We start from the raw sequence: 15,589 nt of genomic DNA on the forward strand, positions 1-15,589 counted from the left end.
AATTTTCGTTTGTCTACTATTCACCCATAAAGCGATTAAAGTGGCAGTTTTTCCAGCGAATCGAAGCCATAACGCTGCAATATTGGCCACAGCGTGGCTACTTTAGGCGTAATCGTCAGACAATAAACCAGGTTTTTATCTGTAGAAAGTGGAGGATTATCCAGATTAGCAATCAGCCATGCCGTTCTTTTGGCTATAGCCGCGCCAGAATCCACAAGACGTGTACCTTCAGGCAATGCCACCTTCAGCTCTTCTGCTAACAATGGGAAATGCGTACATCCAAGCACAACCGTATCTGGTGGTTCCGGCAGACGTAGCCAAGGACGCAGAATTTTTTGCAATTCAGAAATTGAGATCGTCTCCCCCTGCAATTTAGCTTCTGCCAACTCAACCAGTTCTGACGAACCTAGCGACAAAATCTGGCAATCCGTAGCAAAACGGGCAATCAGCTCGTGCGTATACGGGCGTTGAACCGTTGCTCGCGTCGCCAGTAGACCCACAACACCGTTACGTGTCAGCTTAGCCGCCGGTTTAACCGCTGGGACGACACCCACGACAGGGAAAGCAAAGCGCTCGCGTAGCGCAGGAAGGGAAATCGTGCTCGCTGTATTGCAAGCAATCACAACCAGTGCGAGCTGATGACGTTGTTGGACTGCGCTAACAATCTCAACCACGCGCTCGATAATAAACTGCTGTGATTTCTCACCATATGGAAACGCTTCGTTATCGAATGCGTATATATAGTGAAGATCCGGCAGGAGTTGCCGGATCTCATCATAAACAGACAGCCCACCTACACCGGAATCAAACACCAGAACCGTAGGACGGGATGGCAGGTTAGAAGGTATAGCTTCCAGTGAGATAATATTCTCGCCCTGCCGTGCGGTAGCCATATGCCGTCTCATAATCTTTATCAAACAGGTTGGCGATTCTACCACGAACTGTCAGATGAGAGGTGACTGGATATGAGGCTGCGAGATCAACAGTGCTGTAGCTTGGCAAGCGGCGAGTATTCGCTGCATTATCAAATCGCTTACCCACATACTGATAACTCAGATTAAAATCGACGTCATACAGATTCCAATCAACCTGGTACTTTGCTTGCTGCTTCGCACGACGAGCCAAAACCTTATCATTTTCATCGTTACGGGCATCGAGATAGTCCAAAGTGATTTGATGATTCAGAACACCTGTCTCAAATGACCCCGTCCATTCCAAACCCTTCATCGTTGCTGCATCAACGTTATAATAAGTCCCGGTATTTGTTGCAAAAGCATACTCATACGCAATCAGATTATCGATCTTATTAATATAACCCGACAAACGCCAACTTAATGGCCCGGTTACACCTTCCAATCCAGCTTCCCATTGTTTCGACTCTTCAGGCTTTAAGTTTTCATTTGATTCAATATCGAAACGCTTCTGACCATATAACTGCCCTAAAGTAGGTGCTTGAAAACCTGTCGCATAGGAAAGGGTTACCCGGTAGTCGGGGAAAAACTCCCAACCTGATGCCAGTTGCCAAGTACCATGTCTACCAAATTTCTCATTATCATCACCGCGTACAGATCCTTCCAAGATAACAGCACCATACTGCTGTTGCGCGGTTAAATAAGCGCCTGAATTATCCTGCTTATAGCGATTACTTTCACGATTTAGCGTATTAAAACTAACGCCTTCTGAAGTTAACTTCTGCCGGCGCCAATCAAAACCAGCACTGACCATGCCATGACTTAACGCCAAAGTGTTTCCCCACAGCATGTCATATTGATCTATATCATCTTGGGAATTATAGGCACCATAACGTCCTTGAGTGCTGAGATACTGAATTGAAGTGTATTTCTGATAGCTGGCGATCAACTGAGAAGCATAATTTTCATGAGAGAACCGCAAACCACCACTATAAGTATGGCTGTAGATCTGCTGTTCATCATTAATAGGGCCATAGGTGTCATCAGACAGCGCATCATAATCGCTATTAGTGCCATAGCCATAGCCACGGAAGAACCCAGAAATTGAATCGTTAAACTGATGTTCAACACCCGCCCAGAATGTTTTGTTACGCCAACCATCTTTATCTGAGTCTAACGCTTGATTAGAAGAGTTCGGGTAAACATTAAATCCCCGAGAGTCCTGATATGCTCCAGCTAAAGAGACCCGAGTGTTATCACCAACCGACTGATGCAGGCTGCCACTATATTCCTGATAGCGGTTCGAACCAATCCCAGTACTGAGTACGGTTTTATTTTCTGTTGTTTGCGTAATGATATTAATTACGCCACCAATAGCGTCAGCCCCGTATACAGCCGAACGTGGGCCACGCATAAATTCAATGCGTTGTACTAAAGCAATAGGAATAAGGTTGAAATCTGGATTGCCTGTAATACCGTATTTAGCAATAGGAACACCATCAATGAGTACCAACGTATGACGTGCTTCTGAGCCCCGAATATACATCGATGCGCTTTGCCCCACTCCACCGGTTTGAGCAATATTCACCCCTGGCAATCGACGCATAACTTCCAAAACATTTTTCGCTTGCCATCTATTGATATCATCACGAGTAACCACATCAATTGGTGCCAACACCGAAGACACAGGCTGGGCGAAACGGTTTGCTGTTACCACGATGTCATCAGCATTTTTTTCCGATGACGAGTTTTGAGATGAACTATTTTCCTGCGCCCAGCCAGAAAATGCCGTGACGGAAAGCGCCGTCAGCAGCGAAATTTTTTTAATCATTGTTAAAGCATCCGAGAAATAATAAGGATGCCGCAGATTCTGTTAATAGCACGCGATATGCAGAACCAATTGCGACGTATTCCGGCAGGTCTTCGGGCTTGGATGCCGTTGTTACCACAAACCGTCAATAACGGTAGGGGATACAACGAAAGCGATGACTTCCCATCCTCAAAAGTTGAAGACAGTGTCTGCATAATAATGCTATCGCTGGGGCATTCCTTACCGCTGCGCGTCAGCTCCAGATTTACACTGGATTCCCTTTTGACTTGTGAAACAAGGCCGGACGCTCATCCTACAATTGCGAATTGTGGAAGTCTAGACTTCTATATCACTACAGGATAATAACGTAACAAAACTGGACTTCCTGGCCGGATTCCCTACAATTCCCGGCCAATAACACCCTTTTAGACGCTGTTCAGACGAGAAAACCATGACGCCAGAAATCTTGCCCATCGAACACTATGACGACCAGCTTGCAGAGAAAACAGAGCGTCTGCGTGGAATGATGGCACCTTTCAACGCACCGGAGCCTGTCGTCTTCCGTTCTCCCGTCAGTCATTATCGGATGCGCGCCGAATTCCGTATTTGGCACGATGGTGATGAGCTTTATCACATTATGTTTGACCAGCAGACTAAACAACGCATCCGGGTCGATCGGTTTCCTGCAGCCAGTGAACTCATTAACCGCCTGATGCCGGCGCTGCTTGCCGCGATCCAGCCTGACCCCGTACTACGCCGTAAACTATTCCAGATAGATTATCTGTCGACTCTAAGCGGCGAAGTTATCGTTTCTCTTCTTTATCACCGCGCGCTAAACGAAGAATGGCAGGAACATGCCCGCACACTGCGCGATAGCCTGACGGCGCAGGGGTTCAACCTACAGTTGATCGGTCGCGCGACGAAAACCAAAATCTGCCTCGATCGCGATTATGTCGATGAATGTCTGCCGGTTGCTGGCCAGAATATGATTTACCGACAGGTGGAAAACAGCTTCACGCAGCCGAATGCTGCAATAAATATTCAGATGCTGGAATGGGCATTGGATGCGACGGCGGGCTCGAAAGGGGATTTGCTGGAACTGTATTGCGGTAATGGCAACTTTTCACTCGCGCTGGCAAGAAATTTCGAGCGCGTGTTGGCGACCGAAATCGCCAAGCCGTCCGTCGCGGCTGCACAATATAACATCGCCGCGAATCAGATAGAGAATGTGCAGATTATTCGTATGGCAGCAGAAGAATTTACGCAGGCTATGCAGGGCGTACGCGAGTTTAACCGCTTACAGGGCATCGATCTGACAAGCTACCAGTGTGAGACTATTTTTGTTGACCCACCGCGCAGCGGACTGGATGACGAAACGGTGAAACTGGTGCAGGCGTATCCGCGCATTCTTTATATTTCCTGCAACCCAGAAACGTTGAGCAACAACCTGCAATCGCTATCGGAAACCCACGACATTCGCCGTCTGGCGCTGTTCGATCAATTCCCTTACACCCATCATATGGAGTGTGGCGTGCTGTTGGAAAAACGCCACATACCGATCGACAAATAAGTCATGTGCTCATCGTCAGGCCAGACTCTCTGTCTGGCTGGCGTGACAACATACGGAAGCACCGCAACCTAACGTAAAGAAGAAAGCGTGTCCCCCATGGGTATGACACGTTAACTCGACACCCTGTCAGAATGCGGTTTCCAATCCATCAGTTACGCAATAATCGTCATCGACCAGTGGCAGATAGCGCCACTTATCAAAGGCAGTGCAAGGATGGGAAATCCCACACCCCACCCAGTCACCAGGCTGTAGCGGCTCGGTATCCGGCAGATGCAAATAAGCGTGCTGATCGTTAACGTCAGTAATACGTAGGTTCGCTGCGCTGCGTGGTTCACTACCATCAGCCCGACGTATCCATAATGGCGTGGGCAGGTCTTGATCAAAAGGCACATCGCGGCGACCAAAATCAACAAACGCCAACCCCGGTTCCGGGCGCGATAGCACGCGTCCCCAAATCTCTAACGCAGCGGTAAAATGATGACCAGAACCAGATTGAGAGAAAGGGGCAATACGGGCATAGAGCCCATTATCATGGGCCATATAGGCACCAGAACGAATCAGCGGTGTAACGGGTAAAGGCAACTGTGCCGCAGTAAAACAAGCGCTGACTATATCAAACCAGGCTCCCCCTCCTGCGCTGAGGATAATATTATTACCACTGAATAGCTGTTGTTCAGCCAGCATCGCCGCGGTTGTGATTAGCATCTGGCAATAATTTTGTACGCATGCAATACCCGCAACATCACGCCCTGCTCCCAATGCACCTTCATACCCTGCGACGCCCACCAGTTGCAGTACCGGGCTTGCCGCAATAGCTTCGGCTATCGTGAGGGCGTCATGCGGTGAACGACAGCCAGTACGGCCACCGCTGACCGACATCTCCAGTAACACAGCAATCTTGACGTTATCAAGGTGCTGCTCCAGCAATTTCACCCCCTGTAGTGAATCGACATAACAGAGGAAGCCGTGGTCAGGGTGTTGCTGTTGCCATTGTGCAATCCAGCGAATTCCTGCGGGATCAACCAATTGATTGGCAAGAAACACGTTGCGAATACCAAACTGTCGTAGTGCACGCACCTGAGCGGGTGTGGCGGCACTCAACCCCCACGCACCTCCTTCAGTAATGGCACGACGCAAAATGGCAGGAGACATTGAGGTCTTCCCATGCGCCGCCAATAAGACGCCTTGTTCACGACAAAATGCTGCCAGTTGGCGCAAATTGTTTTCCAATGCGGATTGTTTCATGATCATCAGAGGAGAAAAGACACGCTCACTGCTCAACACTGATGTACCTATAGGCAAAGGAGCATCCCCACTACCCGCGACTGATTTAAAACGCGGCGTGTTTTGTTGCTCATCCAGCAAGCCATCCGCTAGCAGCGGAAAGTGAATAGACATAGCGTTCATAGCGTTTCCCATCAGTGTTCCAGTACGCGTGATAAAAATTGCTGAGTACGCGGATTTTGCGGATCTACGAAAATCTGTTCGGGAGCCCCCTGCTCAGCAATCACGCCTTGATCCATAAACACCACACGGTCAGCCGTTTTGCGTGCAAAACCCATTTCATGTGTCACTACCACCATCGTCATGCCTTCACGTGCCAGACTGCGCATGACCTCCATCACTTCACCGACCAGTTCTGGATCGAGTGCTGAAGTCGCTTCATCAAAAAACATAATTTTCGGTTCGACTGCCAGTGCACGAGCAATGGCTACTCGCTGTTGCTGCCCACCAGACAGCTGTGCTGGATAGTGATGGGCGCGCTCGGCCAAGCCAACACGGGACAGTGCAGACATACCGCGCTTAGCCGCTTCATCTTCAGATAACCCTTGCGCCTTGATCAGTGCCAACGTCACATTGCCCAGTGCTGTTTTGTGCGGGAACAGGTTGAACTGTTGAAATACCATACCAACATGACCGCAGATTTCTCGGCTACGTTTAGCGTCGTGCAACGGTACATCGTTAACCCAAATTTCACCGCCATCTGCACGCTCCAGACCACTCATAATACGCAATACCGTACTTTTACCCGATCCAGAAGCACCAATCAGCACCAGTACTTCACCTGGCGATACGTCAAGGCTGATATCTTTCAACACCTGAGTGGCGCCGAACGATTTGGTAATACCACTCAGCGTAATGGCAAATTTGCTCATGATAATTGGCTCCTGACTTGATGACGTTGAACCCAATGGGAAAGCGGAAAACAGACGGCGAAATAGAGCAAGGCAACCAGTCCGTAAATCACCACGGGTTGGCCGATGCGATCGACAATCACCTGTCCCTGGTGCATCAACTCCGACATGCCAATCATGCTGACTATCGAGGTATCTTTAATCAGTGAAAGATACTGGCCGACTAGTGGAGGTAACACGATGCCGCGCGTCTGCGGCAAGATCACGCTGACAAAAGTCTGACGTTTGGAAAGACCGAGAATCCATGCCACTTCCCACTGTCCTTTAGGAACAGCCTCAATACCGGCGCGAAATATTTCGGCGATGTAGGCTCCCTGATAAATGCTCAGCCCGATAATGCCTGCTGCGAACAAGTTAATGTCATAACCGAGATACGCCACGCCAAAGTAGATAAACATCAGAGTGATGAGCACGGGTGTACCGCGAAACAGCTCAATGTAAAGCAGCGCTATTTTTCGAGTGACGGACAATCGGCTGGTACGTAGTACGGCAGCCAACAGGCCAAGCAACGTACTACCCATCATGGCCACCACAGAGAGCAACAGTGTGGTACCAAGCCCTTTCAACAACATTGGCAACGAACTGGTGAGAACCTCGATCATCGTGTCTCTCCTCTTTTCAGCGGGCTAATCAGCCATTTTTTTGCCAACAGCCTGGTGGACTTTTTTACCGGAGCCACCATCGGCGGATGAAACAAACGCCGCCCCACCTGATTGCCAAGCCACGAAAACAGGTTGCTGAGAAGTAGATAGATAAGCGTCACAATGCTGAACGTCTGGATATATAACAGCGTCCGCGCATTGATTACCATTGCTGTACCAGTCAGCTCCGGCAAAGCGATCGCCGATAACAGCGAGGTGCCCAGTAGTAATTGAATAAGGTTATTGATGATAGCGGGCCACACCGCGCGTACGGCCTGAGGCAGAACAACACTCAGGAAGATTTTCCGACGCGGAATACCCAGGATCCATGCAGCTTCCAACTGGCCTTTAGGTACAGATTGAATACCGGCCCGAAAAATCTCAGACAAATAAGCCCCTACATTAATGCCCAGAGCTAACACACCAGCGGTGAAAGCGCTCATGGTTATTCCTAGCGACGGTAGGCCGAAGAAAATAATGAAGATTTGCAATAACACGGGTGTATTACGAATAAATTCGACATAGCAGTGACTTAACCAGCGTACTGGAGCAAACGGTGATGCCTTTGCCAATGCAGCCAGGAGTCCGAGCATCACCGACAGTGCAAAAGCAAGAAGCGTTACCTGTAATGTAAGCCAGGCGGCCGAGAGAAACGTATCGCCATAGCGCCACAGGGTTAGCCATTGATAATTCATGAGCGCCTCCTCAGGACGGCGCAGCACTCAGGGCCGCGCCGTATACGGTCAATATTGCGGATTCAGCGGGTAACGCGGCTTGCTGCCAAACCACTTCTGGTATAGCTCAGCATTTTTGCCTGACGCATTAATTTCAAACAGGAACTCGTTCAGATAGTTAGTCCATATCTGATCGCCCTGTTTCACACCAAAGCCGTTGTACTCTAATGGCACCAAGGCTTCGTTAGTGACCGTCAGCGTCGGATCGAGCGTGGCTTGATAAGCAAGGAAGTTGTTATCTTCGATCATTGCATCAGCCTGGCCCTGTTTTACTGCCAGAATGGCGGCCTGAGATGAATCGTACTCTTGAATTTTGACATTGATGCCGAGGTTGCGTACCTCATCACCGTTGGTTGAACCTTTCACCGTGGCAATGGTTTTATCAGCCATATCGTGGGCTGACTGAATACCGCTGTTTTTGCGCACCAACATCGCTTCACTCGCTACGACATATGGATGAGTGAAACCGATCTCTTTGGCACGTTCCAGATTGCGGGTAAAGTTACAAAACACCACATCGACTTTATTGGTTTGCAGGTTAGGAATGCGATTCGCGCTGGTCGTATTTACCATCTCCAGCTTCACCCCCATCGCTTCCGCCAGCTCTTTGGCCAAATCGACGTCATATCCATCAGGATTGCCCGCTTTGTCGTAAAAGCCGAACGGAGCAAAACTCAGGCAATCACCGACACGTAACGTCCCGCGTTGCAGAACGGTTTGCAGGGCTGACTGTGGTGCCGCGCTAGTCTCTTTTTTCTCTTCAGTGGGTGTACACCCTACCAAGGCTAACAAGACCAGTGTGCTGGCTATGGCTTTGGCACTTATTTTTTGCGGTATTATATTCATTCTGTGCTCTCTTATTTAATGGAGATAATATGAAAACCGTTATTTCACAGCAAAATAAAAAATTGTAATGAATAACAGACAACCCTGATGTGGCGGTAAAAATGGAAATACTTAACCTGTCTTAAAGTGAAAGTAATTATTTACGGTCTGCGCGGAAACATTTCATATCCACTTCCACTTTGCAGTCGACAACCAAGTCCTGCACACTACAAATACGCGCAGGGGGGTTATCACTAAATATCTGTTTGAAAACTTTGTTGAATGAACTGAAATAACGGGCATCGGTTAATACGGCCGTCACATGCACGACATCTTCCACACGATAGCCAGCTTCATTCATGATATTCAGGCAATTATCAAATGCCAGTGCCGTTTGTTCAATGATGCCGCCCTCAACGACCTCACCATCGCGCATTGGCGTCTGGCCGGAGATATACAACCAGCCATCGGCCTCTACGGCGCGAGCGAACGGCAGTTTCTGCCCACCGGTACCCGTTCCACCCTCAATGCCGTAACGTTTGATTGTCATACTACCCTGCTCCTTTTTCGCGATAATCTCGCGTGTTTGGCTATTGGTGAGTAGTCTGGTATACCAGACTCAAATCCAAAATACCGGATAGAGCAAGATTTGCACAGGTTTTTTATTTTTGCAATATATAAAGACGAATTTATTTTTTATAAACGCAGGTGAATCTAAAAATATATTTAATGCTGAGTTTATTTATAAATAAATAGTATGGATTTTTTAGCATTATTAAAAATAGCGTTGCCGTGATGAGCTAAAATGAGGCCCCAAAATAGAGCAAAATAATTGTCGTTATACCTAACTAAATTTTATTTAACCGAAATGATTTTAAACAGCGTTCTCAGTGTATGATGCTTCTCTTTTTCTGTGTCTTTTCCACGGCATGACTGCTACAGGAGAGTGTATTTATGTCTGACGAGAAACCATTACGGGCGCGTGGTGTTGACCGGGTTATCGGTATTTTTCGCCAACTGCATATTGCTCGCCAGCCAATGGCCATGCGAGATCTGATCGAAGCGACGGGAGCACCACGTTCCAGTGTGTATGAACTGGTGAATTTGCTGAGTGAAGCGGGACTGTTGGAAGTAGATGACGATGGTATCGTATTCTTTGGGCGTGAAATGCACTACTACGGTGCGGATTATCTGGCGCATAATGACCTGATTCGCAGGGCGCATCAGCTGATGGTGGAAGTGGTGACACATCACGGCGAAACGGTGCAGCTCTGTATGCTGGAAGGTAATAAATACACCGTCGTACTGTCGGAAAGTAATGCCCACCCTTTCAAAATCACCTCAGATATTGGCGTACGCATTCCTATTCCCTGGACAGCAACCGGCCGTTTGCTGCTGAGTAACTGGTCAGATCGTGACATTCTTGACCTCATCCCGGAAGAGGATTATCGCCTGGCTAATGGGAAAATACTCGATAAGCAAGCGTTTCTTGATGATATACACCGAGCTGGCCAACTGGGATATTGCCAGACTGAAGGGCTATCGGAGAGTTTTACCTGTTGCATGGCAGCACCGATTCGTTCACGTAATGGCCAGGCTATTGCCGCTATCTGTTTTATGATCAGCCGTGATACGCCGACAGATCGCCGTCAAATGCTGCTTGAAACACTGATTTCTTCCGGGAAAAAGCTTTCAGATTTTATCTGAAAGCCATCCTCATTGGATAAACCAGTGCTGCAAACAGGTTTATCCTTACCTCTACGCGATCGCTAGTGCAGTTAGCGCTCTTTGAAATCGGTTGTAGCACCTATTCAGCTATAGCGTTTCACTCTCTTCTGCTGATACCGACTCCGTCGCTTTTCTGCGACGCAGTTTCAGGCCAATCCAGAAAACCAATGCCACACACAGGATTGAAGGAATAAAGTTCGATCCAATGGCGGGATATTCAACGCGCACGATGGCGCTGTAAATCAATAGACCTAGCAGAAAACTGGCCGCTGCCAACATCGGAATACCTTCCGGCATACTGTGGTGCAAATAGCGTTCATGCAGGCAATAGATGGACAATACCAGCGCAATCAGAGGAAAAATCGAGAACGGAACAATACTGCTGAACAAGGCGGCGAATGCACCGTTGACGGATAAGCCCGCAACCAGCGCCAGAACCAGCGTACCTTTTTCTTGGTGAGGTTTTTCTGTCATGGTTTCTCCCTTCTCATGTTGGTATAGAGGATTTATGGCACGGTAAAGCTACTATCGTGTTCTTTTCTGTACCAATAATAGGCACCTTTGGCGATCATTCGCAGTTGCAGCACCAGTCGTTCTTCCAGTTGTTTACGCTGTTCCAGAGAAACATCCAGGGCTTCCGCTCCCGCACTGAAAACAATGGTCACCATCGCTTCTGACTGCGCTTCTGCAAAGCTGCGTGGAATATGGTTTTCCACCTCAAGATAATCCGCCAGTTCAGCAATAAAATGCTGAATCTCGCGTGCAACCGCCGCACGGAAGGCCGCCGATGTTCCTGAACGTTCACGCAGCAATAGCCGGAACGCATTCGGATTGTTACCGATAAATTCCATGAAGGTGGAAACCGACGTCCTGATTACGCTACCCGTTTTGGCGATACGTTGCCGGGCCTGCCGCATTAGCTGGCGCAGCATTAACCCGCTTTCATCAACCATTGTCAGCCCCAGCTCATCCACGTCACGGAAGTGGCGATAGAAAGATGTCGGCGCAATACCTGCTTCGCGAGCGACTTCACGCAGGCTCAAGCTGGCAAAACTGCGCTCAGCGCTTAACTGGCTAAATGCAGCTTCGATAAGGGAACGACGAGTCCGTTCTTTTTGTTGTGCTCTGACACCCATTATGCTGCCCAAATGATCTCTCCCCTTTCCAGAGGGGCACTATAGCAAACTTTATTGTCCGCAGAATGAGACAAAGTTTGCCATATTAAGAATGTGAGAATCTGTTTCCTTATTAAAGGCAGGGATGATTGGGTTCTACCACAGTCGATGCTACAATCGCACAATGTTACAGTCGCGTTATTAATTTGTATAAAAACAGGTTTAACCTACCATGACTCTAGAACATCAATTCGATTATGATGCCATCGTTATTGGTTCCGGTCCCGGCGGTGAAGGTGCAGCGATGGGATTGTCCAAGCACGGTGCCAAAATTGCGGTGATTGAACGTCACTACAATGTCGGCGGCGGCTGTACCCACTGGGGTACGATTCCTTCCAAAGCCCTCCGCCATGCCGTCAGCCGTATTATCGAGTTCAACCAAAATCCCCTCTACAGTGACAACTCCCGCATTATTCGCTCCTCATTTTCCGACATCCTGCGCCATGCCGACAGCGTCATTGGTCAGCAAACCCGTATGCGACAAGGATTTTATGAGCGTAATCAGTGTGAGCTGTTCTCCGGTGAAGCCAGCTTCATCGACGCCCATACGATTGCGGTTCACTACCCAGACAATACCCACGAAACGCTGACCGCTGCGAATATCATTATCGCGACCGGCTCGCGTCCGTATCATCCGGCAGAAGTCGACTTCAACCATCCGCGCATTTACGACAGCGACTCTATTCTGCAACTCGACCACGAACCTCAGCACGTCATTATCTACGGTGCGGGCGTTATCGGCTGCGAATATGCCTCCATCTTTCGCGGTCTGAGCGTTAAGGTCGATTTAATCAACACTCGCGATAGGCTGCTGGCCTTTCTCGATCAGGAAATGTCGGATGCGTTGTCCTACCATTTCTGGAACAACGGCGTGGTTATCCGCCACAACGAAGAATTCGAAAGTATTGAAGGGCTGTCTGACGGCGTTATCGTCAATCTGAAATCAGGCAAAAAGATGAAAGCAGACTGCCTGCTCTATGCCAACGGACGCACGGGCAATACGGAAACGCTGGGGCTGGAAAATATTGGCCTGAGTACCGACAGCCGAGGTCAGCTCAAGGTCAACAGTATGTACCAGACGGCTCTGGCACATATTTATGCCATCGGTGATGTCATCGGTTATCCCAGCCTGGCATCAGCGGCATACGATCAAGGTCGGCTCGCCGCGCAGGCGATCATCAAAGGTGATGCTAGCGCCCATCTGATCGAAGATATCCCGACTGGTATTTATACCATCCCAGAAATCAGCTCCGTGGGGAAAACCGAGCAAGAGCTCACCGCGATGAAAGTGCCTTATGAAGTTGGTCGGGCACAGTTCAAACATCTGGCACGGGCGCAGATTGTTGGGATGAATGTGGGGAGTTTGAAGATTCTGTTTCACCGCGAAACGAAACAGATTCTGGGTATTCACTGCTTTGGTGAGCGCGCCGCGGAGATTATCCACATCGGGCAGGCCATCATGGAACAGAAAGGTGAAGGTAATACTATCGAATATTTCGTTAATACCACCTTCAACTATCCAACCATGGCAGAGGCTTACCGCGTGGCGGCATTGAATGGACTTAACCGCTTATTTTGACAGGTTTTCCATATAGCCCTGCATATGCTCGCGGATGGTATCAGCAAGCTGCTCATAGCGTCCGCGCAGCGGTGAACCAGGGCGATACACCAGCGCGATGGTACGTTTAGGCTCCGGTTTATAGCATGGCAAATAGCAGACGCCATCACGCTCACGCTCACGCGGAACCGATAACGACGGCAGCAGCGTAATCCCGCTTCCGGCTGCGACCATGTTGCGCAATGTCTCCAGACTCGTTGCCCGGAAATGCGTATCTTCATCCGCCCCAGCCTGAAAGCAGAAGCCCATTGCCTGATCGCGCAGACAGTGGCCATCTTCCAGCATCAGCAGCTTTTCACCCGCCAGATCGGACATCGCTACACGTTCGCGGTTCGCCCAAGGGTGATCCTGATAAATCGCCAGCTTCATCGGTTCGTCAAACAGAGGAACTTCGATAAAAGCCTCAGACTCTTTCACCATCGCCAGAATGGCGCAGTCCAGTTTGCCGCTGTCCAACTGGGCCAGCAGTTGATGTGTTTGCGCTTCGTGCAGATACATTTCAAGCTTGGGGAACGTACGATGCAGCATCGGAATGATTTGCGGCAACAAATAAGGCCCCACGGTGGGAATCAGGCCAATGTGCAGCGGCCCAGACATGGTTTCACCCTGCTGGCTCGCCATCTCTTTTAATACCTTGACCTCACGTAATACCGTTCGCGCTTGCTCAACCAACAGCAGCCCAGCCTGCGTAAATAGTACCTTACGACTGGTTCGCTCCAGCAGCATTACCCCGAGCTCATCTTCCAGTTTACGAATCTGTCCACTGAGTGTTGGCTGACTTACATGGCAGGAATCCGCCGCACGCCGAAAATGACGATGCTCCGCCAGCGCGACAAGATACTCTAAGTCCCGAATATTCATTATTATTCTCCTTATCATGATAGCTAACAGCGATAGATAGGATATCAATGAACGATAATCCCTATCAACATCCAAAATGAATAATATATCCCACCGAAGCGTATCTATTTATTTCTACAAGAATAAAACAATATTTTTACGGTTTCGGTACCACTAGGGCATACCTACCAGCTTTCAGCCACGCTATAACAAGCGGACTGACATCTTCAAGCGATTTGGCATCGACAGCATTTTGTGTGCATCGATCAACGATACCCTCGCGATCCACACCAGGAAATCTGACCAGCAGGCGAAGCAATTAGCGATATGGGAATTGTTGGGCGGAAAAATAGAATTCGAACATTCAGAGGGAATGGCTAATCACATCGTAGGGAAGCCATCATACTGTTATTAGAAATAAAAATGATTAGCGATAAAACCATGCATTAGAGATAAACGGTGGTTCAGGCCAGTGACGATTAGCAGAACTGCGCGAATAGGAATCTCATCCCTGAGACTCATCCCTTTCAAAGCCCCCACAAGCCGTAGATTCGGGTATTCCAATCCCTGAATCTACCGCAACTGCGTGACGGCCCTTTTTCTTCCTGAAATCTTGCGTATTGCCTCAGCGTGCCACTTCAGGGCGGACGCCCAGCGTGTGGCAAATCGCGTAGCTTAGCTCAGCACGGTTCAATGTGTAGAAGTGGAAATCTTTTACCCCTTCGCGGCTCAGGATTTTCACCATGTCCATCGCGATAGACGCCCCAACCATTTTTCGGGTTTCCGGGTCGTTATCCAGACCATCAAACACGCTTGTCATCCAGTGTGGCACGCGGACGTTTGTCATCGTGGCAAATTTTTGCAGTTGCTTGAAGTTCGATACTGGCAGAATGCCCGGCACGATTTCTACGTCGATACCCGTTGCCACGCAGCGGTCACGGAACCGCAGATAGCTTTCTACATCGAAAAAGAACTGTGTGATCGCACGATTCGCCCCGGCATCAATCTTGTGTTTCAGGTTGATCAGGTCAGCCTGCGCGCTTTTAGCTTCAGGATGTACTTCAGGATAGGCGGCAACCGAAATATCGAAATCACCAACCTCTTTCAGCAGGGACACCAGGTCCACCGCATACATTTCCGGCTTACCGCCTTCTGGGGGCAAATCGCCGCGCAGCGCAACAATATGGCGGATACCGCTCTGCCAGTAATCCTGCGCAATTTCACGCAGTTGTTCGCGCGAGGCATCAATACAGGTCAGGTGAGGAGCAGCTTCCAGACCGGTACGTTCTTTAATCGTTTTGATAATGCTGTGAGTACGGTCGCGTTCGCCAGAATTCGCCCCGTAGGTCACAGAAACAAACTTGGGCTTCAGGCTGCTCAGTCGATCAATCGAGCTCCACAGGGTTTCTTCCATATCGCTGGTACGTGGCGGAAAAAACTCGAACGACACATTAATTCGTCCCTGCAATTCCGCCAGACTTTGGTTCAGCGCTTCCCGCTGGTTTGCGTGAAAAAAACTCATACCTGCTACCCCATTGACCG

At 49.1% G+C, this 15,589-nt stretch carries 15 protein-coding genes and 1 riboswitch; of the genes, 3 read left to right on the forward strand and 12 right to left on the reverse strand.

Annotation, left to right across the window (positions count from 1 at the left end; all coding sequences use genetic code 11):
• Positions 1-35: 35 nt before the first annotated feature.
• Both murI and btuB read right to left on the reverse strand, forming a co-directional pair.
• Positions 36-893, reverse strand: a complete 858-nt coding sequence (gene murI, locus CLR69_RS17325; RefSeq protein ID WP_129713028.1) for a glutamate racemase — start codon at positions 891-893, stop codon at positions 36-38.
• On the reverse strand, positions 838-2,742 hold the full coding sequence (gene btuB, locus CLR69_RS17330; protein ID WP_129713027.1) for a TonB-dependent vitamin B12 receptor BtuB: 1,905 nt from the start codon (positions 2,740-2,742) through the stop codon (positions 838-840). The genes murI and btuB overlap by 56 nt, the downstream gene beginning before the upstream one ends.
• Positions 2,743-2,808: 66 nt before the next feature.
• Positions 2,809-3,042, reverse strand: a riboswitch (cobalamin riboswitch).
• 130 nt (positions 3,043-3,172) lie between these two features.
• Here btuB and trmA point away from each other — a divergent pair.
• On the forward strand, positions 3,173-4,291 hold the full coding sequence (gene trmA, locus CLR69_RS17335; protein WP_129713026.1) for a tRNA (uridine(54)-C5)-methyltransferase TrmA: 1,119 nt from the start codon (positions 3,173-3,175) through the stop codon (positions 4,289-4,291).
• A gap of 126 nt (positions 4,292-4,417) precedes the next feature.
• On the opposite strand, the gene CLR69_RS17340 is transcribed toward trmA, so the two are convergent.
• From CLR69_RS17340 to CLR69_RS17365, 6 genes are all read right to left on the reverse strand, one after another.
• Positions 4,418-5,689, reverse strand: a complete 1,272-nt coding sequence (locus CLR69_RS17340) for an alanine racemase (protein ID WP_129713038.1) — start codon at positions 5,687-5,689, stop codon at positions 4,418-4,420.
• A 20-nt stretch (positions 5,690-5,709) separates the two neighbouring features.
• A complete protein-coding gene (locus CLR69_RS17345; RefSeq protein ID WP_129713025.1) occupies positions 5,710-6,447 on the reverse strand; it encodes an amino acid ABC transporter ATP-binding protein in 738 nt (245 codons plus the stop codon).
• Positions 6,444-7,088: an amino acid ABC transporter permease gene (locus CLR69_RS17350; RefSeq protein WP_129713024.1), complete on the reverse strand. Its 645-nt coding sequence runs from the start codon at positions 7,086-7,088 to the stop codon at positions 6,444-6,446. The genes CLR69_RS17345 and CLR69_RS17350 overlap by 4 nt, the downstream gene beginning before the upstream one ends.
• Entirely contained in the window at positions 7,085-7,822 is a 738-nt protein-coding gene (locus tag CLR69_RS17355) for an amino acid ABC transporter permease (RefSeq protein WP_129707224.1), read from the reverse strand. The genes CLR69_RS17350 and CLR69_RS17355 overlap by 4 nt, the downstream gene beginning before the upstream one ends.
• Positions 7,823-7,870: 48 nt before the next feature.
• Positions 7,871-8,707 carry an ABC transporter substrate-binding protein gene (locus tag CLR69_RS17360; RefSeq protein ID WP_129707226.1) on the reverse strand — a complete coding sequence of 279 codons (837 nt, stop codon included), beginning with the start codon at positions 8,705-8,707 and terminating at the stop codon, positions 7,871-7,873.
• Between the two features lie 136 nt (positions 8,708-8,843).
• Positions 8,844-9,236, reverse strand: coding sequence for a RidA family protein (locus tag CLR69_RS17365; protein WP_129707228.1), 393 nt, complete (start codon positions 9,234-9,236; stop codon positions 8,844-8,846).
• 404 nt (positions 9,237-9,640) lie between these two features.
• Between CLR69_RS17365 and CLR69_RS17370 the strand changes: the two genes are divergently transcribed.
• Entirely contained in the window at positions 9,641-10,393 is a 753-nt protein-coding gene (locus tag CLR69_RS17370; protein ID WP_129707230.1) for an IclR family transcriptional regulator, read from the forward strand.
• 108 nt (positions 10,394-10,501) lie between these two features.
• Here CLR69_RS17370 and CLR69_RS17375 read toward each other — a convergent pair whose 3' ends face one another.
• Positions 10,502-10,888, reverse strand: a complete 387-nt coding sequence (locus tag CLR69_RS17375; protein WP_129707232.1) for a YijD family membrane protein — start codon at positions 10,886-10,888, stop codon at positions 10,502-10,504.
• Between the two features lie 32 nt (positions 10,889-10,920).
• The gene (gene fabR, locus CLR69_RS17380) at positions 10,921-11,550 is read right to left on the reverse strand and encodes an HTH-type transcriptional repressor FabR (RefSeq protein ID WP_010308157.1); all 630 of its coding nucleotides are present in this window, start codon (positions 11,548-11,550) and stop codon (positions 10,921-10,923) included.
• 211 nt (positions 11,551-11,761) lie between these two features.
• Between fabR and sthA the strand changes: the two genes are divergently transcribed.
• On the forward strand, positions 11,762-13,168 hold the full coding sequence (sthA, locus tag CLR69_RS17385) for a Si-specific NAD(P)(+) transhydrogenase (protein WP_129707234.1): 1,407 nt from the start codon (positions 11,762-11,764) through the stop codon (positions 13,166-13,168).
• Here the strand turns inward: sthA and oxyR are convergent.
• Together oxyR and metF are read right to left on the reverse strand one after the other, a co-directional pair.
• On the reverse strand, positions 13,160-14,068 hold the full coding sequence (oxyR, locus tag CLR69_RS17390) for a DNA-binding transcriptional regulator OxyR (RefSeq protein WP_010281486.1): 909 nt from the start codon (positions 14,066-14,068) through the stop codon (positions 13,160-13,162). The genes sthA and oxyR overlap by 9 nt on opposite strands.
• 604 nt (positions 14,069-14,672) lie before the next feature.
• The gene (gene metF, locus CLR69_RS17395; RefSeq protein WP_129707235.1) at positions 14,673-15,569 is read right to left on the reverse strand and encodes a methylenetetrahydrofolate reductase; all 897 of its coding nucleotides are present in this window, start codon (positions 15,567-15,569) and stop codon (positions 14,673-14,675) included.
• Between the last annotated feature and the right edge of the window lie 20 nt (positions 15,570-15,589).

Source organism: Pectobacterium zantedeschiae, assembly GCF_004137795.1.
GTDB lineage: Bacteria > Pseudomonadota > Gammaproteobacteria > Enterobacterales > Enterobacteriaceae > Pectobacterium > Pectobacterium zantedeschiae.

Excerpts from the sequence above, each read along its gene's own strand:
- CLR69_RS17365 (WP_129707228.1), bottom strand. The coding sequence starts at position 9,236 with ATGACAATCAAACGTTACGGCATTGAGGGTGGAACGGGTACCGGTGGG.
- oxyR (WP_010281486.1), bottom strand. The coding sequence starts at position 14,068 with ATGAATATTCGGGACTTAGAGTATCTTGTCGCGCTGGCGGAGCATCGT.
- fabR (WP_010308157.1), bottom strand. The coding sequence starts at position 11,550 with ATGGGTGTCAGAGCACAACAAAAAGAACGGACTCGTCGTTCCCTTATC.
- sthA (WP_129707234.1), top strand. The coding sequence starts at position 11,762 with ATGACTCTAGAACATCAATTCGATTATGATGCCATCGTTATTGGTTCC.
- CLR69_RS17345 (WP_129713025.1), bottom strand. The coding sequence starts at position 6,447 with ATGAGCAAATTTGCCATTACGCTGAGTGGTATTACCAAATCGTTCGGC.
- CLR69_RS17375 (WP_129707232.1), bottom strand. The coding sequence starts at position 10,888 with ATGACAGAAAAACCTCACCAAGAAAAAGGTACGCTGGTTCTGGCGCTG.
- CLR69_RS17350 (WP_129713024.1), bottom strand. The coding sequence starts at position 7,088 with ATGATCGAGGTTCTCACCAGTTCGTTGCCAATGTTGTTGAAAGGGCTT.
- murI (WP_129713028.1), bottom strand. The coding sequence starts at position 893 with ATGGCTACCGCACGGCAGGGCGAGAATATTATCTCACTGGAAGCTATA.
- btuB (WP_129713027.1), bottom strand. The coding sequence starts at position 2,742 with ATGATTAAAAAAATTTCGCTGCTGACGGCGCTTTCCGTCACGGCATTT.
- trmA (WP_129713026.1), top strand. The coding sequence starts at position 3,173 with ATGACGCCAGAAATCTTGCCCATCGAACACTATGACGACCAGCTTGCA.
- CLR69_RS17360 (WP_129707226.1), bottom strand. The coding sequence starts at position 8,707 with ATGAATATAATACCGCAAAAAATAAGTGCCAAAGCCATAGCCAGCACA.
- CLR69_RS17370 (WP_129707230.1), top strand. The coding sequence starts at position 9,641 with ATGTCTGACGAGAAACCATTACGGGCGCGTGGTGTTGACCGGGTTATC.
- CLR69_RS17340 (WP_129713038.1), bottom strand. The coding sequence starts at position 5,689 with ATGTCTATTCACTTTCCGCTGCTAGCGGATGGCTTGCTGGATGAGCAA.
- metF (WP_129707235.1), bottom strand. The coding sequence starts at position 15,569 with ATGAGTTTTTTTCACGCAAACCAGCGGGAAGCGCTGAACCAAAGTCTG.
- CLR69_RS17355 (WP_129707224.1), bottom strand. The coding sequence starts at position 7,822 with ATGAATTATCAATGGCTAACCCTGTGGCGCTATGGCGATACGTTTCTC.